Below are 21,304 nucleotides of genomic sequence, written 5' to 3' on the forward strand. Positions count from 1 at the left end.
TGGCCGCGTCAGGCCGGCGCGGTCATGTCGATGAGCCGCTGTTTCACGCGGACGGTCGACGTGGTGTCGCTCATCGCTGCCATCCGGACCTGGTGCCGGCCCCGCAGGCGACAAGCGGCCGTCTCGGCATAGGGGACGGCGTCAGGCGGCGACGGGCAGTTCCCGCACACGCGGGCCGAGTCGGCGGCCCCCGCCTCCAGTTCGTCGACGAGTTCGGCGAGCCGCCGGGCGTGACGGGGCGTGAGGCGGCCGGTGTCGTCGAGGTGGACGGCGCAGGCGGTGGTCAGGTCGACGAGCCGTTCCAGGGTGCCGGCGACCTCGTCGGCACCCTCCGTGTGGCGGGCGAGCGCGGGCAGTTCGGCGGCGGCGCGGGCGACGGCGCCGCGGGCCTCGGCGAGCGTGCGGTACGCCTCGCGGCGCAGGGCCCAGCGGGCGGCGCGGTCGTCGGACTCGCTCATGACGTGGGCGAGGTAGGCCAGGGCCGCACCGCCGGCCGCCGCGAGCCGCGCCCGCACTCCACCACCGCGCTGCCCCGGCATCGGCAGATGCCCGGCGACGAGCACGATCGCGCAGGCCAGAAAGGTCTCCCCGATCCGGCTCGCGGAGGCCTGCGGTTCGCCGCCCACCATCACCAGGGCGAGGACGAGGACGGTCGCGACGGCGGTCTGGGCGGCGAAGTGCCGCGTGGCGACGGGGATGAGGGCGCCGCTGAGGGCGACGAGCGCGACGAGCCCTCCAGGGCGGGGCAGTACGGCGGCGAACGCGGCGAAGGCGAGGGCCCCGAGGACAGTTCCGGCCGCCCGGCACAGCACACGGGACACCAGCGGCCCGAGGTCCGGCTTGACGAGGAAGACGACGGTGGCCGGAAGCCAGTACCAGTGCTCGTGCGGCCCGTACCACTGGGCGTGGCGCAGGGCCTGGGCGACGGCGACGCCGGCGCCGAAGCAGAGGGCGACGCGCAGCCCGTACTCGCGGCCGCCGACACCGACGACGGCGCGCAGCAGGTCCTTGCCCGTGCGCCGCCGGGTGTGCAGGTCGCCGCCCTCGCCGTGGTCGAAGGCCTCGGCGGCGTGCAGCAGGGCGTCGTCGAGGGCGCGCAGGGCGGGCATCGACCGGGACGGCGCGGGGAGCGGCCCGGCGTCCGTGTTCCCCCGGACGGCAGCGGCCAGCCGCCGAGGTCCCGCGGAGGCCCGCCCGCACAGCCCCTTCCCCGCCCAGGCGAGCGCGGTGGCGGCTTCGGCGAGGGGCAGGGCGGCGGCGTACTGCGCGTGCAACCGCCGCTCGGTGGCCGAGGAGGCGTGGCGCCGCAGCCGGGGCCCCGTGAGGGCGTCCTGGGCGTGGTCGAGAGCGGCGGTCAGGGCGGAACGCCGGGCAGCGGCCTGCGCCGTTCCCACGGCGTCGAGCAGGCCGCCGACGGCGTCGTACACGTCGGCGACGGCTTCCCGCTCCCCGTCGAACCGGTAGTCCCCGGCGAGGGCGCCGGGCGTGGGCAGCGCGAGCCGCAGCGCGAGCAGCCACCCGGCCCCCACGAGGAAGGCGAGCGCCCGCTGCCACCCCGGCTCGGGCAACGGCATCCCGGCGCCGACCGCGCACCCGACGAGCAACTGCGTACCGGCCGCCGAGGCGACGGGCCCGACAGCACTGACACCACCGGCGACCAGCCCGAGCCCGGTCAGCAGCAGCGTCAGCACCAGGGCACCCGTGCCCTGCCCGGCGTACGTCCCGGCGAGCATCCCCACCGCGCCGGCAAGCGCCGGCACCCCGAGCCGCCGCACGGACGCCCGTCGGCTGCCGGGCCGGTCGTTGATTCCGGCGAGCATGGCGGCGACGGCGGCGACGACACCGACGGAGGCGCGCCCCGCGACCACCGCGACAAGAAGCAACGGCCCGGCGGCCAGCGCCCCTCGGACAACGGCACTCCACGGCACGGGCCCACCCTGCGCGCGCAGGGCATGGGCCAGCCAGGGCGGCAGAACGCGGACGACGCGGCGGTACACGCGGCTCCTGTCGGGACGAGGGCGGGGGTGGCTGCACTCGGGCGACGGTGGCCGGGCGGCGGACGGTGCTGTCCACCGTAGATCGCGTTCCTGGAGGGGATGGAACGGCCGTATTGCCGGGATGTGACGATGCCTGGATGCGCCACGTTCTTTATGAACGCAACGGTCGCGGAGCGTTACGGGAGTGATCTCCGGCAGACACCGTCGGTACAGATCAGTGACCGTGGGCAGCCTTCACAGCCTTCTCGAAGAGCGCCTCGGCCTGCCCGATCGCTCCCGTCAGGGCGGTCCGGCCACTTCCTGCGGACAGGGTCGCGATCACGTCGTCAACGGTCCGCAACCCGGCCCGATCCAGCAACCGCTTCTCGTTGGTCACCCACTCCCCCCGCGCCGCCAGCACGGCATGTCCCGTCTGCACGGCGGCCGTGGCGATGGCGCCGGTCACCTCGGTCAGCCGGCCTGCGGGCGCGTGGTTGGCCTTGGCGTAGGCGAGGGTCGCGCCGGCGGTGCCGTACCAGCGGCGGCTCGCCGTGCGGCGCAGCTTCTCCGGGTACGACGCCGGCCTCGGCAGCTGCCCGCGCAGGACCTGGTTGATCGCCAGCTCGGCGACGATCAGGTAGGTGGGGATTCCGGCGAGATGGAACAGCAGCGGCTCCACCCGGAACCTGCCCTCCTGCGCCTCCGTCAGCTCCCGCTCCACGACGTCGAGGTCGCGGTAGTGAACGTCGACGCACCGCCCGTCGATCGTGAGCCACGCGCCCCCGTTGAACACTCCCCCGCCCCACTCGCCGACCTCGGACACCTCTCCTTCCCAGCCGAGGGCCCGGAGTTCGGCCGGCTCGAAGGGGCCGCGGTAGTAGACGGCCAGGTCCCAGTCGCTGTCGGGTCTGTGGGTGCCCTGAGCACGGGAGCCGCCGAGGGCCACGGCCTGGACGGTGGGGAGGGTGGCGAGGCGATCAGCGATAGTGTCGAGGAACGTGGTGTGGTCGGCGGGGACGGGCATGCTCGCAGCGTACGTAGTGGTGAGCCTTTGCTGCATGCGTGTGCGCCCTGGGCAGGGGCGAGTGAGGCACCTGCGCCCGTGTGACCTCGAGGCCGGGAAATGCGGATGCGCGCGTCGGCGCGGGCGCGGATGATCGGTGGGTCGACCACCGTACGCCCGTGTCGGAATGCCCAGTTGGCCGGTGTTTCTGTGCAGCGACACGCCCGTACGCCCCGCCGTCGACGTCAGGAGCGAGCCCATGATCAAGCGCGTCACCGTCCCCTCCCTCTTCCCTCCTCCCACCTACTCGCACGCCTCCGTCGTCGAGGCCGGCACGAAGCTCGCCTTCCTGGCCGGATCCGTGCCGCTCGACGCCGACGGAAAGCTTGTCGGGGAGGGGGATCCCGTGCGGCAGGCCGAGCAGGTGGTCGCCAATCTGGTGGAGCAACTACGTGCCGTGGGCAGCGACTTGGCGCACCTGCTGGCAACCGAGGTGTACGTCGTGAGCAGCGAACCCGCGGTGCTGTCCGCCGTGTGGGAGGTCGTCGAGGCGTCCGGGCTGAGCACCGGTCCGCACTCGTCGACGCTCCTCGGGGTGGCCTGCCTCGGGTACACGGGGCAGTTGGTGGAGATCACGGCCACCGCCGTCGTCCCCGACGGTTCTCGAGCGTGAGCCGGGTCGCTCTCCGCCGCGCCGTGGCGGCGGATGCCGGGGCCGCGGCGGACGTCTGGCTGCGGTCGTTCGCCGCCGCGTTGCCGACGGTCGTCCGGCCGCGCTCCGACGACGAGGTGCGGGACTACTTCCGGGACGTGGTGGTGCCGCTGCGGGAGACCTGGGTCGCCGAGACCACACAGGGTCTGATCGGCGTCATGGTGCTCCACGGTGACGAGCTCTCCCAGCTCTACCTCGATCCGGACTGGCGCGGCCGGGGCGTCGGGGACCGCTTACTGGACCTCGCCCGGCAGCGCCGGCCACACGGCATGACCCTGTGGACCTTCCAGGTCAACACCCCGGCCCACCGCTTCTACGAACGCCATGGCTTCGTCGCGGTCGAGCGCACCGACGGCAGCGGCAACGAGGAAGGGGAGCCGGACGTCCGGTACGAGTGGCGGCCCTGAGCAGCCGCCCACCGCGCAGGCCGGCGCAGCTCAGCGACTCGCGTACCGGTCCGTCGCCGCGACCAGCACCTCGGTGATCCCCGGCGCACCCGCGTTGTGTCCGGCCTCGTCGACCACCACCAACTCACTGCCGGGCCAGGCGTGGTGCAGGCGCCAGACGGTGCCGAGGAGGTTGCCGAGGTCCAGGCCGCCCTGGACGAGGACGCCGGGGATGCTCTTCAGCAGATGCGCGTCGCGGAGCACCACTCCCCCGTCGTCGCCCCCGCCCAGGAAGTGGTCGTTGCCCCAGTAGTGCGTGACCGTACGCGCGAAGCCCATGCGGAACACCGGGTCCTCGTAACGCGGCACGGAGCGCGGCGGCGCGGGAACGCACGCCGTCTCCCAGTCCGTCCACGCCCGGGCTGCCCGCTCCCGCACCCCCGCGTCCGGGGACTCGAGCAGCCGATTGTAGGCGGCGGCGAGGTTGCCTTCGCGATCACCTTCGGGCAGTTCGCCGACGAACCGTTCGAAGGCCTCCGGGAAGAGCTTGCCGAGCCCCCGGGTCAACAGCGCCACCTCGGCGCTGGACCCCGTCGCCACCCCGGTCAGCACCAGCTCGGACACCGCGCCGGGGTGCGTCTGCGCATAGCGCAGCCCCAGCACCGACCCCCACGACACACCCCAGACGAGCCACCGCTCGATCCCGAGATGCCGCCGCAACAGCTCCAGATCGGCGAGGAGACGATCCGTCGTGTTGACGCTCATGTCGGTGTCGTACGCACTGGCCCTCGGCGTCGAACGCCCGCACCCCCGCTGGTCCAGCAGCACGATCCGGTACGCCGCGGGGTCGAAGTAGCGCCGGAAATTCGGGGAGCATCCGGTGCCGGGCCCTCCGTGCAGCATCACCGCGGGCTTGCCGTCCGGGTTGCCGCAGGTCTCCCAGTGGACACGGTTGCCGTCGCCGACGTCGAGCATGCCGTGGTCGTACGGCTCGATCTCCGCGTAGAGACTCATCGGAGCACCGTAGCCCCGCCACGACGGCCCCGTCCGGTCAATTTCGCACCGCCAGCCCCGCCGTACGCCCCGCCTCGCGCAGCACGTCCCGCAGCATCTCCGGGGTGAGCCGGCCGGTGAAGGTGTTGCGCTGACTGACGTGGAAGCAGCCGAAGAGGTCGAGGGCGGGCAGTTGGTGGAGGGGTGGGGTGTGGGTGGGAGGTGGGGTGTGGGTGGGAGGTGGGGTGTGGGGTGGGGTGTGGGGTGGAGTGTCGGTGGGGGCGTTGGAGCGGGGGGGTGCGGTGAGATCGGCGGATGCGCTGAGTTTGGGGGATGCGCTCGGGTCGGCGGTTGCGCTCGGATCGGCCGGCGCGGCGAGCCTCACCCGTGCCCCGTGCGCAAAGGCGGGCCTCGGTCGCGGCACCGTCCAGCCCGCCGCCGCGAACGCCGGCAACGCCGCCTGCCACCCGAAGGCGCCGAGTACGACCACCGCCCGCAACGTCGGCCGCAGCAGCCCCAGTTCCTGGACGAGCCAGGGTCGGCAGGTGTCGCGCTCCGCCGGCGTGGGCTTGTTGGCGGGCGGCGCGCAGTGCACGGGCGAGGTGACGCGGACGCCGTACAGCTCCAGGCCGTCGTCGGCCGTCACCGCCGTGGGCCGGGAGGCGAGCCCCACGTCGTACAGCGCCTCGTACAGCACGTCGCCCGACCGATCACCGGTGAACATCCGGCCGGTGCGGTTGCCGCCGTGCGCCGCCGGAGCAAGGCCCACGATCAGCAGCCGGGCGTCCGGCGGGCCGAAGCCCGGCACCGGCCGCCCCCAGTACGTCCAGTCGGCGAAGGCGGCGCGCTTGGTACGGGCCACCTCCTCGCGCCAGGCGACCAGCCGAGGGCAGGCCCGGCAGCCCGCGATCCGCTGATCGAGGCCGGTGAGACCGGCAGGGGCGCTGCTGTCCATGCGTCCACCGTAGATCCGCGCCCCCGGCCTGCGGCGACCGCAACGGTGGCCGGCCCGGACCCGAGCTGGAGGAAAAGCGCCCCAGCGCACCGGGCCCGGCGGGCTAAGGTCAAGGGCATGGCTTCCGATCGCATGGACGAGGCGGGCAGCGGCGGGACCAGCCGGTACTCCCCGGACCGCACCGCGCCCCCGGCCGACGAACGTGCTCTCGAGACACCCCGGACCCGAGAGGCCGAGGCGGTACGAGGGACGACCGGCTCCTCCGCCCCGTCCGTTCCCACACCGTCCGCCGACGCCCCGCAGCCGGACGACCCTGCCGCCGCCCCCGAGGACCAGGGCGCCCCAGGGGATCAGGGCGCCCCAGGGGATCAGAGTGGCGACGCCGCCGGGACCGAGCACCCCGGCGCCGACGACCCGAAGGCCGCCGCCACAGCCGCCGCGATCGCCGCCGCCGAGGCGGCCGGTCCGGCGAACGGCGAGAGCGTCCGCATCGACAGCTGGATCTGGTCCGTACGGCTGGTCAAGACCCGCTCCCAGGGCGCCACGGCCTGCCGTGGCGGCCACGTGCGGCTGAACGGCGAACGGGTCAAGCCCGCCCACGCCGTACGCGTGGGAGACGAGGTACGGCTCCGGCAGGAGGGCTGGGAGCGTGTCGTCGTCGTCAAGCGGCTGATCCGCAAGCGGGTCGGCGCCCCCGTGGCCGTCGAGTGCTACATCGACAACAGCCCACCGCGTCCGCCCAGGGACCTCCTCGCCCCGGCCGGCATCCGTGACCGCGGCACGGGCCGCCCGACCAAGCGCGACCGCCGCGAACTGGAGCGCCTGCGCGGCCTCGGCGGCCCGGCGGGTCCGGGTGGTCCGGGTGCTCCGGGTGGTTCAGGTGGACTTGGAGGTGCTGGCGGCCGAGGTGCGCCGGGCGGACAGGGAAGTCCGGGCGGAAAGGGAAGTCCGGGCGGCAGGGGAGGCTCGGTCGGCAGGGGAGGCTCGGTCGGGCTCTGAGGCCCAAGCGGACTCGGTGGGCTCGGCGGGACGGGTGGGCCCGGAGGCCCGGGTGGCGGCTTCGGCCAGCCGGGTGGCCGGGGTGGCCGCACCGGAGGCGCTGACCTGCGGACATAGCGGAGAAGGCAGGGCGGAGGGGGCTCGGCGGCGGGGCCCGGCCGGAGGCCCAGCGGCGGAGCCCCGGCGGCGGAGGTACAGCGGAGCGGTGCGACGCGCTGTCACGGCCGTGCGGTGACGGCCGGTGTCATCCACCGATCGCCCCCGCCGCCGTACGCTCCCCGCCCGCCAGAGCCCGTGCCGCCGCTCGCTCCCGCCCGCCATACCCCCTGCCGCCGCACCCTCCCAGCCCGCCATACCCCCTGCCGCCGCACGGTCGGCCACGCCGGGCGCACCGTCCGTCACGCCCGTCGCCGCAGCATCCGCAGCAGCTCCGTGTTCTGGCCCCGCCGTGCCCAGGTGATCAGGGCGAGCGGCACCAGCAGGATCACCGGTGTTGCCGCGTTCTGCCCGTCGAACACCGTGAGCTGCGTGACGAACGCACCCACCATCAGCGCGCCCAGCGACATCGCGGCGACGGACTGGAGCGGCCGCACCAACAGGGCGACAGCACCTGCCAGTTCGAGGACGCCGACGCTGTACATCCCCGCGTTGCCCCAGCCCATGTCGGCGAAGGTCTCCGTGGCCGAGGAGTGCGCGATCAGCTTGGGCAACGCGCTGGCGACGGCGTAGAAGAGCGCGAGGACAACCTGTAGGGCCCGAAGGGCGATACGGGCCCGGCGGCCCCGAGCGGTCGCGGACTCGGCCGTCACGACGGGCGAGGGAGCGGGCGAGACGGATGCGTTGGACGCTACGGAGGCTACGGATGCGGTGGTCTCGGACATGGGGTCTCCTGTGTGAAGCGGTATGCGTTGCTGTCACAGAGACAGACCCGCCGCAGGTCGGGAACTCGTCGCCTCCGGCCGGAATTGCGCTCCCCAGTTCAGCCCTCTTCCACCAGCACGGCCTTCACCCACACCCGATCCTCCGTCAGGTACGCGTCCACTCCCAGGCCCACCTCCCCCAGCGCGGCCTCGAACTCCCCCTTGGTCAGCGGCCGGGCCCGGAACGTCTGTGTCCATGCCGCGTCCGGGAAGTCGTACTCCGCGCGCACCGAGTTCGTGCCGTCGCCGACCGGTTTCGAGGAGACGATCCGCACGGTGAAGCCACTCGGGTCGACCCGCTCGCGCGGCACGTTCGTGTGGTAATCCTCGCCCTCCCGCTGGATCAGCACACAACCGCCGTCCGCCAGGTGCCGCACGCCCGTCCGCAGCAGGCCGCGCCGCACCTCCTCGTCACCGGTGTGCACGAGGAACGACGCCAGCAGCACCGCGTCGAACCGCTCCCCCAGGTCGAGCTTCTCGATGGGACTGCATATCGTGCGCGCTCCGCGGACGCGCTCCAGCATGTCCGGGGACTCGTCCACCGCCGTGACCGTGTAGCCCCGCTCCAGCAGCGGGTGCGTCATCCGGCCGACCCCGCTGCCCAGCTCCAGAATGTGCGCCCCGGCCGGCACCGCGCCGGCGATGACCTCCGGCTCGTCCCTCACCGGAAGCCTTGAGTAGAGCTCGACCGCGCAGCCGTCCGGCGTGATCGCCCCCGGCCCCGTCCCCTGATGTCCCGCTCGCATTTTCAGCTCCATGCCCGCCCAACGGCGCGCGCCCGCACAGCCGTTCCCACCCGCCCGCACTTCACCCGTTCGAGTGATTGCACCCGGCCGCACGGGCCCGAGCCCCGCACCTGGAGAACGGCCGGGCCGGAGAGTACGTTGCGAGTGAGGAGTGATGATCGGGATGCGTACGGGCAGTGAGCCGATGACCGCGCGCAGTGCGCTGCGGGCGCGGTTCTGGCTGAGCGTGTGGGGAGTGGCCTGGGCGATCTTCGGCACGATCGCCTTCATGCTGGTCGGCCGACCGGGCTGGGCGATCGCCTGTGGCGTGCTGTGGCTGGTGATCACCGTCGACCTGGCCGTCATCGTGCGCCACATCCGCCAGGGCCCGCACTTCCAGCCGGGCCGGGACGTCCCGCCGTACCGGCCGGTGGAGAACCGCGCACCCTACCGGCCCCCGGACGACCACACTCCGTAGCCCGCGCTGCGGCTCACCGGTCGAACGGCGCCGTCCGCAGGCGGATCGGACGCCCCAGCCGCCTCGGACGGCTCACCCCAGGCGGATCGGACGCCTCAGCCACCTCGGACGGCTCACCCGTCGAACCGCGCCGCCTTCAGGTACTCCGGGTTCGGATCCAGCGCGGCCGCCAGCCGGAAATGCCGTGTGGCCTGGTCAGGCCGGCCCTGCCGCTCATAGGTGCGGGCGAGCGCGAAATGCGCGAACGCGTTGTCCGGCTCCCGCTCCAGAACGATCGTGAACTCCAGCTCCGCGGGCCGCAGTTGCGCGGCGGCGAAGAACGCACGCGCCCGCAGCAGCCGGGCCGCCGTGTTCTCGGGGTGGGCGGCGATGACGGGGTCGAGCAGCTTCACCGCGCCTCGGGGATCGCGCGCGGCGAGCAGTTGCTCGGCGGCGCGGTAGTCGATGACATGGGTCTCCGGCGAACGTCCGGTCGAACCGCTGGTCTCGGGCACGGCAGAGTCCTTCCCTTACTGCCTCGTTCCAACGCCCGCTCCCGTAGCCGCTATTCCCGGGACCCTTCCTGGGACGAACGCCGAGGCGCGTGCGCCCGGCGCACCAGCTCCGCCCACACCTCCTTCACGCGCCCCTGCAGCTCCGGCAGCGGCACGTCGTTGTCGATCACGATGTCCGCGATCTGGAGGCGCTTCTCGCGCGTCGCCTGGGCGGCCATACGCGCGCGTGCGTCCTCCTCGGTCATGCCCCGCAGCCGTACGAGCCGGTCGAGCTGGGTCTCGGGGCCGGCGTCCACGACGATCACGAGGTCGTACAGCGGCGCCAGGCCGTTCTCGGTGAGGAGCGGTACGTCGTGGACGACCACGGCGTCCTCGGCCGCCGCGGCCTCCAGCTCGCCGGAGCGGGCACCCACCAAGGGGTGCACGATCGAGTTCAGGACGGCCAGCTTCTCCGGGTCGGCGAAGACGATCGAGCCGAGCCTCGGCCGGTCCAGGCCGCCGTCCGGTGCGAGCACCTCCTCGCCGAAGGCCTCCACCACGGCGGCCAGGCCGGGAGTGCCGGGCGCGACCACCTCGCGCGCGATGCGGTCCGCGTCGATCAGCACGGCCCCGCACTCGACGAGCAGCCGCGACACCTCGCTCTTGCCGGCGCCGATCCCGCCGGTCAGGCCCACCTTCAACATGAGCGGAAGCTTAGGCCCTGCAGGTGACGAGGCACCGAGCGGAAACGGACGACGGCACGGCCCCCGGCCGACTCGTCCGGCCCCCCGAGCCACGCGGACCGCCCGCACCCCCAGGCCACCCGACCACCGGGCCCACCCCGCCACCCGCGTACGCCCCGACCCGGCCACCCGCCTCTGCCCCGATCCGACCCGACCACCCGGCCGCCCTCAGCTCTCCCCTTCACGCTCCGCCAGGAACCGCTCGAACTCCTGCCCGATCTCGTCGGCTGACGGAATCTCCACCGGCTCGGCGAGCATGTTGCCGCGGCTCTCGGCGCCCGCGACGGCGTCGTACTGGTGCTCGAGCCCTTGCACGAGAGCGGTGAGTTCCTCGTCGCCCTCCTGGATCTGCCGGTCGATCTCCGACTGGGTGCGATGGGCGTCCGTGCGCAGGGAGTGCGCGATGCCGGGCAGCACCAGCCCCGTGGCGGCCGTGATGGCCTCCAGGACGGTCAGCGCCGCGTCCGGGTAGGCGGAGCGGGCGATGTAGTGCGGGACGTGCGCGGCGACGCCCAGGACGTCGTGCCCGGCCTCCATGAGGCGGTACTCGACGAGGGACTCGGCGCTGCCGGGCACCTGGGCCTCGTCGAAGGGGCTGCGGTAGCCCGGCACGAGGTCGGTGCGGTTGCCGTGCGGGGTGAGGCCGACCGGGCGGGTGTGCGGGACGCCCATGGGGATGCCTTGGAAGTTGACGGCGAGGCGGACGCCGAGGCGCTCCGCGATCTGGTCCACGGCCGCGGCGAAGCGCTCCCACTCCACGTCCGGCTCGGGGCCGGACAGCAGCAGGAAGGGTGCCCCGGTGGTGTCCTGGACGAGCCGCACGGCGAGCGTGGGCTCCTCGTAGTCCGTGTAGCGGTCGCGCTTGAAGGTCAGCAGCGGGCGGCGGGCGCGGTAGTCGACGAGCCGGTCGTGGTCGAAACGGGCGACCACCTGATGGGGCAACGCGTCGAGGAGCCGGTCGACGATCTGGTCGCCGGTCTCGCCCGCGTCGATGTATCCGTCGAAGTGATAGAGCATGACAAGTCCGGCCGACTCCTGGGCGAGCGCCATGTCGACGACGGCCAGCCCCTTCGGCTCCCACGTGTACAAACCCTGCGGATCAAGCACAGTGACCGCTCCTCCTCGTGTCCGTACTCGACAACGCCGCCCGCAGGACGGGCATTCCCGCCCGGCATCCCAAGATCGGCTCGTGACGGAGCCGGCGAACACGTCGGAGGTAGGGCCGATTTCCCGGCTCGCCGCAGACACACCAAGGGGCCCGCACCACGAAGGTACGGGCCCCTTGGCTATCGGCTAGGCCTCAGCGGTGAGCGTTCAGCTCTGGCCGCCCGCCAGCTTCTCGCGCAGCGCGGCAAGCGCCTCGTCCGAGGCCAGCGCACCGGAGTTGTCCGGGCCCTCGGAGGAGTACGAACCGCCGGACGCGGCCGGAGCCGCACCCGCCGCGTCGCCGCCCTCGGCCGCGGCAGCGGCGTCGGCCTCGCGGGACTTGATGACCTGCTGCTGGTGCTGCTCGAAGCGGGTCTGCGCCTCGGCGTACTGGCGCTCCCACTCCTCACGCTGCTTCTCGTAGCCCTCGAGCCAGTCGTTGGTCTCGGGGTCGAAGCCCTCGGGGTAGATGTAGTTGCCCTGGTCGTCGTACGACGCGGCCATGCCGTACAGGGTCGGGTCGAACTCGACCGAGGCCGGGTCGGCACCGAAGGACTCGTTGGCCTGCTTCAGCGAGAGGCTGATGCGGCGGCGCTCGAGGTCGATGTCGATGACCTTGACGAAGATCTCGTCGTTGACCTGGACGACCTGCTCCGGGATCTCCACGTGGCGCTCGGCCAGCTCGGAGATGTGGACCAGACCCTCGATGCCCTCGTCCACGCGGACGAACGCACCGAACGGAACCAGCTTCGTGACCTTACCGGGCACGACCTGGCCGATCTGGTGGGTGCGGGCGAACTGCTGCCACGGGTCTTCCTGGGTCGCCTTCAGCGACAGGGAGACGCGCTCGCGGTCCATGTCGACGTCGAGGACCTCGACGGTGACTTCCTGGCCGACCTCGACAACCTCGGAGGGGTGGTCGATGTGCTTCCAGGACAGCTCGGACACGTGGACCAGACCGTCGACGCCACCCAGGTCCACGAAGGCACCGAAGTTGACGATCGAGGAGACGACGCCGGAACGGACCTGACCCTTCTGGAGGGTCGTGAGGAACGTCTGGCGGACCTCGGACTGGGTCTGCTCCAGCCAGGCACGGCGGGACAGGACCACGTTGTTGCGGTTCTTGTCCAGCTCGATGATCTTGGCCTCGAGCTCCTTGCCCACGTAGGGCTGGAGGTCGCGAACACGGCGCATCTCGACCAGGGAGGCCGGGAGGAAGCCGCGGAGGCCGATGTCGAGGATGAGACCACCCTTGACGACCTCGATGACGGTACCGGTGACGATCCCGTCCTCTTCCTTGATCTTCTCGATGGTGCCCCAGGCACGCTCGTACTGGGCGCGCTTCTTCGAGAGGATCAGGCGGCCTTCCTTGTCCTCCTTCTGGAGAACAAGGGCCTCGATCTCGTCACCGACGGCGACGACCTCGTTGGGGTCGACGTCGTGCTTGATCGAGAGCTCGCGGCTCGGGATAACGCCTTCGGTCTTGTAACCGATGTCGAGCAGGACCTCGTCCCGGTCGACCTTCACGATGACGCCGTCGACGATGTCGCCGTCGTTGAAGTACTTGATCGTCTCGTCGATCGCGGCGAGGAAGGCTTCCTCGTTACCGATGTCGTTGACCGCTACCTGCGGGGTGGTGGCGGTGGTCTCGGTGCTGCTCGTCATGTGGGAAAGGGCTCCGGTACGGACATTGAAGTCGTAGGTACTGCTTACGCCGGGAGCCCGTTTCGCCTCTGCAGAAGCCGGACAGCCAAGGAAGCGCCTCACCAGTAACCGGTGATGACGCCTCGACAACCGAGGGGACATACAACAGATGCGAGCGCAGCCTGCTACGTCTGAGGTGCGCAGGCCCGCAGCGCAACTTGTAGCATACGGGGGCAGCCGGACAGGGTCAATGCGCGAAGGCGCACACCCGGGGCGGATCACCCCATACCCGGCACAAAACCTGTCTCCTGAGGCCACGCGGGCCGTGAGGCGCCCCTCCAGTGACACCCCCGGGACGGGTTGGACGGCAGATTACGACGAGGGAGCCGATCATCCAAGAGCCGGAAGCGTTCGAGCCGGAAGCCACCCGGCGTACCGCGGATGTCACGGAGAGCGCCCGTGCCAACCGGGGCTGGTGGGACCGCAACGCGGACGAGTACCAGACCGAGCACGGCACGTTCCTCGGTGACGACCGATTCGTGTGGGGTCCCGAGGGCCTAGACGAAGTGGAGGCGGAGCTGCTCGGCCCGCCGGAGGAGCTGAAGGGCAAGCACGTCCTGGAGATCGGCGCCGGCGCGGCCCAGTGCGCGCGCTGGCTGGCGGCGCAGGGTGCCCATCCGGTGGCCCTGGACGTCTCCCACCGCCAACTGCAGCACGCGCTGCGCATCGGCGGGGCGTTCCCTCTGGTGTGCGCCGACGCGGCCGCCCTGCCCTTCGCGGACGCCTCCTTCGACCTCGCGTGCTCGGCGTACGGGGCGCTGCCCTTCGTGGCGGATCCCGGGATGGTGCTGCGGGAGGTGCGGCGGACCCTGCGGCCGGGTGGTCGCTTCGTGTTCTCGGTGACGCATCCGATCCGCTGGGCGTTCCCGGACGAGCCCGGCCCCGAGGGTCTGAGCGTCTCGGGTTCGTACTTCGACCGCACGCCCTACGTGGAGCAGGACGAACACGGCCGGGCAGTGTACGTCGAGCACCACAGGACGCTCGGTGACCGTGTCCGGGACGTCGTGGCGTCCGGGTTCCGGCTCGTGGACCTGGTGGAGCCGCAGTGGCCGGCCTGGAACACCGCCGAGTGGGGTGGCTGGTCGCCGCTGCGCGGGAACCTGATCCCCGGTACGGCGATCTTCGTGTGCGAGCGGGACTGAGCCCCTCCCCATCAAGCGCACGCGCGCGTAAGGGGCGGCTTCGCGGCCGTACGACACTAGGGTGCGTGATCCGTTACGACGCACTGGACGCGCTGCCCGTACGTACCGCTCTGCCCGCGCTGCGCGAGGCCCTCGACGGGCACGGCACGGCCGTCCTCGTCGCGCCGCCGGGCACCGGCAAGACGACGCTGGTGCCGCTCGCGCTGGCGGGGCTGCTCGGCGAGGGGCCGGCCCGGCGGGTGGTCGTGGCCGAGCCGCGGCGGATCGCGGCACGGGCGGCGGCCCGCCGGATGGCCTGGCTGCTGGGCGAGCAGGTCGGCGAGAGCGTCGGCCACACCGTGCGCGGGGAACGGGTCGTCGGGCGACACACGCGCGTGGAGGTGGTCACGACCGGGGTGCTGCTGCAGCGGCTCCAGAGGGACCAGGAGCTGAGGGGCGTCGACGTGGTGATCCTCGACGAGTGCCACGAGCGGCATCTGGACGCGGACACGGCGGCGGCGTTCCTGTGGGACGTACGGGAGGCGCTGCGGCCCGAGCTGCGGCTGGTGGCCGCGTCGGCGACGACCGACGCGGAGGGCTGGGCACGGCTGCTCGGCGAGGCTCCCGTGGTCGCGGCCCAGGGCGCCTCGTACCCGGTCGAGGTGGTGTGGGCGCCGCCGGCGCGTCCCGTGCGGCCGCCGCATGGGATGCGCGTCGATCCGGCGCTGCTCGGCCATGTGGCGTCGGTGGTGCGACGGGCGCTGGCCGAGCGGGCGGGGGACGTGCTGTGCTTTCTGCCGGGGGTCGGGGAGATCGCGAGGGTCGCCGGGCAGCTCGGGGACCTGGGGGACGTCGATGTGCTCCAGGTGCACGGGCGGGCGCCGGCGGCCGTGCAGGACGCGGTGCTGTCTGCGGGGGCGCGGCGCCGCGTGGTGCTGGCGACGGCGGTGGCCGAGTCGTCCCTGACGGTCCCCGGGGTGCGTGTGGTCGTCGACTCGGGGCTCGCTCGTGAGCCGCGGGTGGACCACGCGCGCGGGCTGAGCGCGCTGACGACGGTACGGGCCTCGCAGGCGTCCGGGCGGCAGCGGGCAGGGCGGGCCGGGCGCGAGGCGCCGGGGGCCGTGTACCGGTGCTGGGCGGAGGCCGAGGACGCGCGTCTGACGCGGTTCCCGGCGCCGGAGATCCAGGTGGCCGACCTGACGGCGTTCGCCCTGCAGGCGGCCTGCTGGGGGGATCCGGAGGCGTCCGGGCTGGCGTTGCTGGATCCGCCGCCCGGTGGGGCCATGGCGGCGGCGCGGGGCGTTCTGCGGGCTGTGGGGGCTGTCGACCCCGACGGCCGGGCGACGGAGCGGGGGGCGCGGCTGGCGCGGCTGGGGTTGCATCCCCGGTTGGGGCGGGCCCTGCTCGACGCGGCCGCGTACGTCGGGGCCGAGCGGTCGGCGGAGGTCGTCGCCCTGCTCAGTGAGGAGCCCCCTCGGGAGTACGGGGACGATCTCGCCGCGGCCTTGCGGGCGGCGCGGCGCGGCGGTGACGCCTACGCCGGCCGGTGGCGTGCCGAGGTCCGGCGGCTGCGGGCCCTCCTGGGGGAGTCCGCCGACGCGCCCGCCCGTCGTCGCCGGTCGGTGGACGTGGACGTGGAGGCCGTCGGCGTCGTCGCCGCGCTCGCCTTCCCCGAGCGGGTCGCCAGGGCCGACGGTGGGTCGTACCTCATGGTCTCCGGGACCCGGGCCGAGGTCGGGGAGGCCTCACCGCTGCGGGGGGCGCCCTGGCTCGCCGTCGCCGTGGCCGACCGCCCTCTCGGCAAGGGGCACGCGCGTGTGCGGCTCGCCGCCGAGGTGGACGAGGAGGTCGCCGGGCTGGCCGCGGGGGCCTTCCGCACCGACGCGCAGGAGGTCCACTGGGCCGACGGCGATGTCATCGCGCGGCGGGTCGAGCGGCTCGGGGCGGTCGAGCTGGCGGTGCGGCCGCTGTCCGACGCGCCCCCCGGCCTCGTACGGGATGCGCTGGTGGACGGGTTGCGGCGGGAAGGGTTCGGGCTGTTGCGGTGGTCGCCGGAGGCGGAGGTGCTGCGCCTGCGGCTCGGCTTTCTGCGGGCGCGGCTCGGGGAGCCGTGGCCGGACGTGTCCGACGGGGCGCTGCACGCGCGCGTGGAGGAGTGGCTGGAGCCCGAGCTGAGCCGCGTGCGGCGGCGGGGTGATCTGGCGCGGATCGATGCCGGGCAGGCGCTGGGCCGGTTGCTGCCCTGGGCCTCCGGGGAGGCGGCGCGGCTCGACGAGCTCGCCCCCGAGCGGATCACCGTACCGAGTGGGTCCAGGATCCGGGTGGACTACGGGGATCCCGAACGGCCCGTCCTGGCCGTGAAGTTGCAGGAGATGTTCGGGCTCCAGGAGTCGCCCGCCCTCGCGGGGGTTCCCGTGCTCGTGCATCTGCTCTCCCCCGCCGGCCGTCCCGCCGCGGTCACCGCCGACCTGGCCTCCTTCTGGCGGGACGGCTACAAGGGCGTACGGGCGGAGCTGCGCGGCCGCTACCCCAGGCATCCCTGGCCCGAGGACCCGGCCATGGCCGAGCCGACCCGGCACACCAGCGCGCGGCTCAGGCGCTGACCGGTTCCGGTTCCGTCGTCCGCCCGGGGGCCGGGTCGCCGGGGCGGCGGCCACGGGCCTCCAGGTAGAGGGCGAGGGCGAGCAGGAGGACGCCGAGCGTCAGGAAGCCCCAGGGCAGGTACGAGGTCAGCAGCAGGACGAGGGTGCGGTGGGAGTCGACCAGGTCGACCGTGTGGTCGATGTAGTCCTCGCGCATCTTCACATGTCCGGCGAACGCCGTGACCCTGTCACGGTCGCCGAGCAGGGTGCCGCCGCGGAGTTCCTCCTTGTGGATCTCCTCGCCGTAGACGGGGGCGCCGGTCAGTGGTTCCACCCAGAACTTGCGGACCGTGGTGTACCAGCGTGTCGTGCCCGTCGCGGCGACGGACTCGGGCGTGATGCCCGCCACGGGCATGGCCTTGGGGAACGGGACTTTCGTCCACGGGATCGTCTGCTCGAAGTAGTAGACCTCGACGCCGCGGAAGGTCTGTGTGCCTTTGTAGTGGATGGGTGCGGTGACGCGCGCCTGTGCGTCGAAGTACTCGTAGTTCCGTTTCTCCGTCAGGAACGGCCATTTGAACTCGATGCCCTCACGCCGGACGGGGTCGCCGTCGACCATCTCGCCGGTGGCGTGGACGGGTTCCTGGGTGTGCGCGTCGAAGATGTACCGCTCGGGGATCCTGGAGACCATCTTGCCGTCGGGGCCCTGGACGTAGGACAGGCCGTCCCAGACGACGACGTCCCGTCCCGCCGTCCGTTCGATCCGCTCGGAGGCCTCCACGTTACCCTTGAGGGTCTGCACGATGGTCACCTTGGGGACCTTGCGGGCCCGCATGGTGCCGTAGTCGAGGAGGGTGGCGTCCTTCGCTTCGAGGACCATGTCCTGGTACTGGTTCGGCGGGATCTTGGCCAGGCGCGGGAAGGCGTACCAGCGCAGCAGTGGGGACAGCGCCGCGAAGAACACGGCGAGCGCTAGCAGTACGAGGCTGGTCCTGCGGCGCATCTCGGTCTCCCTCCGCGGGGGTCACGGGTGTGCCGGCACCGTCGTCAGCAGCGGTCTCGGGGACGTCGCGCCGGTCGGCGCACCCATGGCCGTGATCGTGAGCACCAGGGCGACGGCGACGGCGAGACCGGTCGCTGCGGCGATCAGGGCGCGCATGCCTGCCTCCGGGCGAGCTGGAGCTGATATTTCGTCAGATCCGGCACCGTAGCAACGAGCGGGCGAGATGAGAACACGTCGCACACACGGGGGCGGCGCCCAGCCTTTTCGGGGGGCGCCGCCGCCGTGTGTCCGGGGCCGGGCGGTTACGCGTCCGGGGCCGCCGACTCGCCGGTGCTCTCGGACGGGGTGGGCGAGGGCGTCTCGGCCGCAGTCACGTTCAGCAGCACGTTGAGCGTCGCGCCGCCCTCGGCGGTGAGGCGGAGCATGTACGAGCCGGCGTTGTCGTCGGCGTACAGCTTGGGCAGCTTCAGCAGGCCGTTCGCGTCCGTCTCCAGGCCCGTGAGGGTGCGTACGGTCTTGCCCTCGGCGTCCTTGAAGTACGGGCCCTTGTCGTTCTCGGCCGGGTCGAGCACCGACTTGATGAGGGTGGCGGTGACCGCCACCCGGTCCGCCGCGGCGCCCTGGTACGTCGCCTTCACCTCGACCTGGTCGGCGAACTCGCCGCCCACCGGGCAGGTCAGCGGGGCGTCGCCGGTGCGGGCGAGGGCGTCCGCGGCACGGGCGGTGACGGTCGCGGTGTAGTCGACGCCGGTGATCGAACGGCCCACGACGGTGGCCCGCACGGTGAACGAGCCGGTCTTCTCACCCGCCTTCAGCGCCGGCGCGACGGCGACGCCCGCGGTGCCGGTGACGACCGTGGCGACCTTCTCACCGCCGGTGAAGGTGGCGTCGGTGTCGCCCACGATCGTGAAGCGGACCCGCACCTTGGCGACGCCCTTGCCCACCTTGCTCTCCGCGCGGGTGCTGACCCGCTCGGCGAACGCGTCTCCCGCCATCGTCGTGAGCTGCGCGGTGCCCCCGTCCTCCAGGTGGTGCACCGTGTCGGTGGGGGTCGGCGGGGTGACCGGCGGGGTGACCGGCGGCTTGGGCGCCGGCGGGGTGGAGCTGCCGCCCGACGGCGGCTTCGGCGAGCCGGTCTGCGGCTTGTGGGGCGGCTTCGGCGACGGCTTCGGCGACGGGCTCTCCCCGCCGCGGACGTCGCTGCGGCTCCCGGGCAGGTCGCCGGTGCCGTCGGGGATCTCGTGCGTGCCCTTGCGGTAGAACTCCAGCCAGGACAGGACAGTGTTCAGGTAGTCCGTGGAGTTGTTGTAGCTGAGGATCGCGCGGCGCAGGTCGTCCTCGACGGAGAGGTCCCAGCCGAAGCGGCACAGGTAGTGGCCGGCGGCGAGGGCGGCGTCGTAGATGTTGTTCGGGTTCGCGGCCCCGTCGCCGTTGCCGTCGCGGCCCGCCCAGGCCCAGGTGGAGGGGATGAACTGCATCGGGCCCACGGCCCGGTCGTACGTGCTGTCGCCGTCGAACGCGCCGTTGTCCGTGTCGCTGATGTGCGCGAAGCCGTCGCCGTTCAGGGCGGGGCCGAGGATCGGGGTGATCGTGTCGCCGGCGGCGTTGACGTTGCCGCCGCCCGCCTGGCCCGACTCGACCTTGCCGATGGCGGCGAGGAGTTCCCAGGGCAGGTTGCAGCCGGGCTTGGCCTCGCCCAGGGCGGACTCCGCCTTCTTGTAGGCGTCGAGGACGGTCGCGGGTATGCCCGCGGCGGCGTCGCCCGTGACGGTCGGGTCGGCGGTGGGGCCCACGGTGGGCGCGGGGCTGGGGCTCTCCAGCGGCGGCAGGTCCGTGTAGTACGGCGAGTTACCGGTCGCGCCGTCCTCTGTGGGCGTGTCGGGCGAGGGCCGGGCCCCGGTGGTGCTCTGTCTGCCGGCGTCGTCGGTCTCGACCCCCGGGGCCTGGGAGGCGACCAGTGCCGCCGCCACAGCCGCGGCCACGGCGGTGTTCGTCGCGCCCTTGCGCAGCCTCCTGCCGAAATGCGCCGCCATGAAGTGAACCCCTCCCGTGGGCGCCCGAGTCGCCCGCATATACCCTGTTGCTACTGCTCTGTAGACGCTGTTCTGTTGAAGCTGTCCTGTTGAGGCTGCTCTCTTGCAGCTGCCCCGTTGACGCTGCCCGCCGGTGCTCCAAGACTGGTGTCGTCCCGGTCGCGGTTGCACGCACTGCCCGGTACGTCAACCCACGCGACCCTACGGCAACTTCGTTCGCGCGGGCACCCGTTCCTGCCCGATTTTCACCGCTTGGCCATACGGCGTTGTGGCGTTGGCCTCACCCCGGGTTCGTGGGTTCGTCGCGTCCGGTCGTCGATACTGGACGCCGACGTCCGCCCTGAGGAGCACCGTTGCCGTTCACCCTCAGTCATGCGGCAGCCGTGCTGCCCGTAATCCGTCCCGATGGGACCGGCCGTGGCCCCCTGGTGCCGGCCGTACTCGTCGCGGGGTCCTTCGCGCCCGACATGACTTATTACGTGGCGAGTGTGCTGTCCGGCGCGATGGAGTTCGGCGACGTGACGCATTCCTTCGCGGGTGTGTTCACGATCGACGTGCTCATCGCCTGGGCGCTGGTGTGGGTGTGGTTGCTGGTGCGCGAACCACTGGTGGCGCTGCTTCCGCGCCGGCGGCAGCGCCGGGTGGCCGCGCTGCTGCGCTGCGGCGCGTCACGCGCGCGCGTACGGCCCGCCCTGGTGGCGCGGTGGTACGTGTCCGCCGTGCTCGGCGTGCTGACGCACGTCGTCTGGGACGCGTTCACGCATCTCGACCGATGGGGGATGCGGCTGTTTCCGGTGCTGGGCCAGGAGGTCGCGGGCTCGCCGCTGTACTGGTACCTGCAGTACGGCGGTTCCGCGGTGGCCGCGGTCGTGATCGCCGTGTTCGTGGCTGTCGCGCTACGGCGGATGCCCCTGGCCGAGCCGGTGGGGGTCCCGGTGCTGCCGGTACGGGACCGGTGGCTGGCCGGCCTCGTGATCGGCGGCTGTGCGGTGCTCGCGGCGGCGCATCGGGCGGCGCGGTGGTGGGCGTACTGGGGGTCGTCGGCGAAGCCCTGGGAACTGATCCCGACGCTGTGTTTCGGCGCGGGGGCGGGGCTGGCGCTCGCCGTGCCGGCGTACGCCGTGGCCGTGCGGCTGTGGCGACCTGCTCGCGTGCCTAGCGATTCGGGAGAGGCCGGCAGGGAGCGGGACCGGAGCCGTCAGGAGGCTTGATCACTCCGGCGACGGTGGGGAGCGGCGCGACGAACACCGTGAGTGTGCGTGCCGGGCGTGGGGCGCGGGGCAGCAGGGTGAGGCAGAGGGCCAGGTAGCTGCGGGCCAGATCCGCCCACAGGCGCCACGCGGCGGTGTCGC

General features: G+C 72.8%; 19 protein-coding genes and 2 pseudogenes. 7 read left to right on the top strand and 14 right to left on the bottom strand.

Annotated elements, in window-relative coordinates; translation table 11 throughout:
- Nucleotides 1-8: 8 nt before the first annotated feature.
- Nucleotides 9-1,997 (bottom strand): FUSC family protein, encoded by a 1,989-nt coding sequence (locus tag AB0O67_RS19590; RefSeq protein WP_365451668.1) that lies wholly within the window; start codon nt 1,995-1,997, stop codon nt 9-11.
- 214 nt (nt 1,998-2,211) lie between these two features.
- Complete coding sequence (locus AB0O67_RS19595; protein WP_365451670.1) at nt 2,212-3,000, bottom strand: nucleotidyltransferase domain-containing protein; 789 nt, start codon at nt 2,998-3,000, stop codon at nt 2,212-2,214.
- Nucleotides 3,001-3,238: 238 nt separating this feature from the next.
- Between AB0O67_RS19595 and AB0O67_RS19600 the strand changes: the two genes are divergently transcribed.
- Together AB0O67_RS19600 and AB0O67_RS19605 are read left to right on the top strand one after the other, a co-directional pair.
- On the top strand, nt 3,239-3,652 hold the full coding sequence (locus tag AB0O67_RS19600) for a RidA family protein (RefSeq protein ID WP_365451672.1): 414 nt from the start codon (nt 3,239-3,241) through the stop codon (nt 3,650-3,652).
- A complete protein-coding gene (locus AB0O67_RS19605) occupies nt 3,649-4,098 on the top strand; it encodes a GNAT family N-acetyltransferase (RefSeq protein WP_365451674.1) in 450 nt (149 codons plus the stop codon). The genes AB0O67_RS19600 and AB0O67_RS19605 overlap by 4 nt, the downstream gene beginning before the upstream one ends.
- 30 nt (nt 4,099-4,128) lie before the next feature.
- Here AB0O67_RS19605 and pip read toward each other — a convergent pair whose 3' ends face one another.
- Together pip and AB0O67_RS19615 are read right to left on the bottom strand one after the other, a co-directional pair.
- On the bottom strand, nt 4,129-5,091 hold the full coding sequence (gene pip, locus AB0O67_RS19610) for a prolyl aminopeptidase (RefSeq protein ID WP_365451676.1): 963 nt from the start codon (nt 5,089-5,091) through the stop codon (nt 4,129-4,131).
- Nucleotides 5,092-5,128: 37 nt separating this feature from the next.
- A complete protein-coding gene (locus AB0O67_RS19615; protein WP_365451701.1) occupies nt 5,129-5,932 on the bottom strand; it encodes a uracil-DNA glycosylase in 804 nt (267 codons plus the stop codon).
- A gap of 534 nt (nt 5,933-6,466) precedes the next feature.
- Between AB0O67_RS19615 and AB0O67_RS19620 the strand changes: the two are divergent.
- Nucleotides 6,467-7,141, top strand: a pseudogene (locus tag AB0O67_RS19620) (RNA-binding S4 domain-containing protein).
- 281 nt (nt 7,142-7,422) lie between these two features.
- Here AB0O67_RS19620 and AB0O67_RS19625 read toward each other — a convergent pair.
- Together AB0O67_RS19625 and AB0O67_RS19630 are read right to left on the bottom strand one after the other, a co-directional pair.
- A complete protein-coding gene (locus tag AB0O67_RS19625) occupies nt 7,423-7,905 on the bottom strand; it encodes a DoxX family protein (protein WP_365451678.1) in 483 nt (160 codons plus the stop codon).
- 98 nt (nt 7,906-8,003) lie between these two features.
- Entirely contained in the window at nt 8,004-8,702 is a 699-nt protein-coding gene (locus AB0O67_RS19630; RefSeq protein WP_365451679.1) for a class I SAM-dependent methyltransferase, read from the bottom strand.
- Nucleotides 8,703-8,844: 142 nt separating this feature from the next.
- Between AB0O67_RS19630 and AB0O67_RS19635 the strand changes: the two genes are divergently transcribed.
- Nucleotides 8,845-9,147 (top strand): DUF6343 family protein, encoded by a 303-nt coding sequence (locus AB0O67_RS19635; RefSeq protein ID WP_365451680.1) that lies wholly within the window; start codon nt 8,845-8,847, stop codon nt 9,145-9,147.
- A 113-nt stretch (nt 9,148-9,260) separates the two neighbouring features.
- Here AB0O67_RS19635 and AB0O67_RS19640 read toward each other — a convergent pair whose 3' ends face one another.
- The 4 genes from AB0O67_RS19640 to rpsA all read right to left on the bottom strand — a co-directional run bounded on the left by AB0O67_RS19640 (nt 9,261) and on the right by rpsA (nt 13,174).
- A complete protein-coding gene (locus AB0O67_RS19640; RefSeq protein WP_365451681.1) occupies nt 9,261-9,641 on the bottom strand; it encodes a tetratricopeptide repeat protein in 381 nt (126 codons plus the stop codon).
- A 50-nt stretch (nt 9,642-9,691) separates the two neighbouring features.
- The gene (gene coaE, locus AB0O67_RS19645) at nt 9,692-10,324 is read right to left on the bottom strand and encodes a dephospho-CoA kinase (RefSeq protein WP_365451683.1); all 633 of its coding nucleotides are present in this window, start codon (nt 10,322-10,324) and stop codon (nt 9,692-9,694) included.
- Nucleotides 10,325-10,531: 207 nt separating this feature from the next.
- Entirely contained in the window at nt 10,532-11,470 is a 939-nt protein-coding gene (locus AB0O67_RS19650) for a PAC2 family protein (protein WP_365451685.1), read from the bottom strand.
- Between the two features lie 207 nt (nt 11,471-11,677).
- Nucleotides 11,678-13,174 carry a 30S ribosomal protein S1 gene (gene rpsA / locus AB0O67_RS19655; protein WP_015661187.1) on the bottom strand — a complete coding sequence of 499 codons (1,497 nt, stop codon included), beginning with the start codon at nt 13,172-13,174 and terminating at the stop codon, nt 11,678-11,680.
- Nucleotides 13,175-13,494: 320 nt separating this feature from the next.
- Between rpsA and AB0O67_RS19660 the strand changes: the two genes are divergently transcribed.
- Nucleotides 13,495-14,355, top strand: a complete 861-nt coding sequence (locus AB0O67_RS19660) for a class I SAM-dependent methyltransferase (protein WP_365451687.1) — start codon at nt 13,495-13,497, stop codon at nt 14,353-14,355.
- Nucleotides 14,356-14,420: 65 nt separating this feature from the next.
- A complete protein-coding gene (gene hrpB, locus AB0O67_RS19665) occupies nt 14,421-16,937 on the top strand; it encodes an ATP-dependent helicase HrpB (RefSeq protein WP_365451689.1) in 2,517 nt (838 codons plus the stop codon).
- On the opposite strand, the gene AB0O67_RS19670 is transcribed toward hrpB, so the two are convergent.
- The 3 genes from AB0O67_RS19670 to AB0O67_RS19680 form a co-directional block, all read right to left on the bottom strand.
- The gene (locus AB0O67_RS19670) at nt 16,927-17,919 is read right to left on the bottom strand and encodes a DUF3068 domain-containing protein (RefSeq protein WP_365451691.1); all 993 of its coding nucleotides are present in this window, start codon (nt 17,917-17,919) and stop codon (nt 16,927-16,929) included. The two genes, hrpB and AB0O67_RS19670, sit on opposite strands and share 11 nt — an antisense overlap.
- Before the next feature lie 21 nt (nt 17,920-17,940).
- The gene (locus AB0O67_RS19675) at nt 17,941-18,075 is read right to left on the bottom strand and encodes an SPW_0924 family protein (protein WP_365451693.1); all 135 of its coding nucleotides are present in this window, start codon (nt 18,073-18,075) and stop codon (nt 17,941-17,943) included.
- 146 nt (nt 18,076-18,221) lie between these two features.
- Nucleotides 18,222-19,952, bottom strand: coding sequence for a lytic transglycosylase domain-containing protein (locus AB0O67_RS19680; protein ID WP_365451695.1), 1,731 nt, complete (start codon nt 19,950-19,952; stop codon nt 18,222-18,224).
- 353 nt (nt 19,953-20,305) lie between these two features.
- Here AB0O67_RS19680 and AB0O67_RS19685 point away from each other — a divergent pair, with 353 nt between their 5' ends.
- Entirely contained in the window at nt 20,306-21,163 is an 858-nt protein-coding gene (locus AB0O67_RS19685; protein ID WP_365451697.1) for a DUF4184 family protein, read from the top strand.
- On the opposite strand, the pseudogene AB0O67_RS19690 reads toward AB0O67_RS19685, so the two are convergent.
- Nucleotides 21,108-21,304: pseudogene (locus AB0O67_RS19690) on the bottom strand (hypothetical protein); the annotation flags it as partial. The gene AB0O67_RS19685 and the pseudogene AB0O67_RS19690 overlap by 56 nt on opposite strands.

The organism is Streptomyces sp. NPDC086077 (genome assembly GCF_040686175.1).
Lineage (GTDB): Bacteria > Actinomycetota > Actinomycetes > Streptomycetales > Streptomycetaceae > Streptomyces.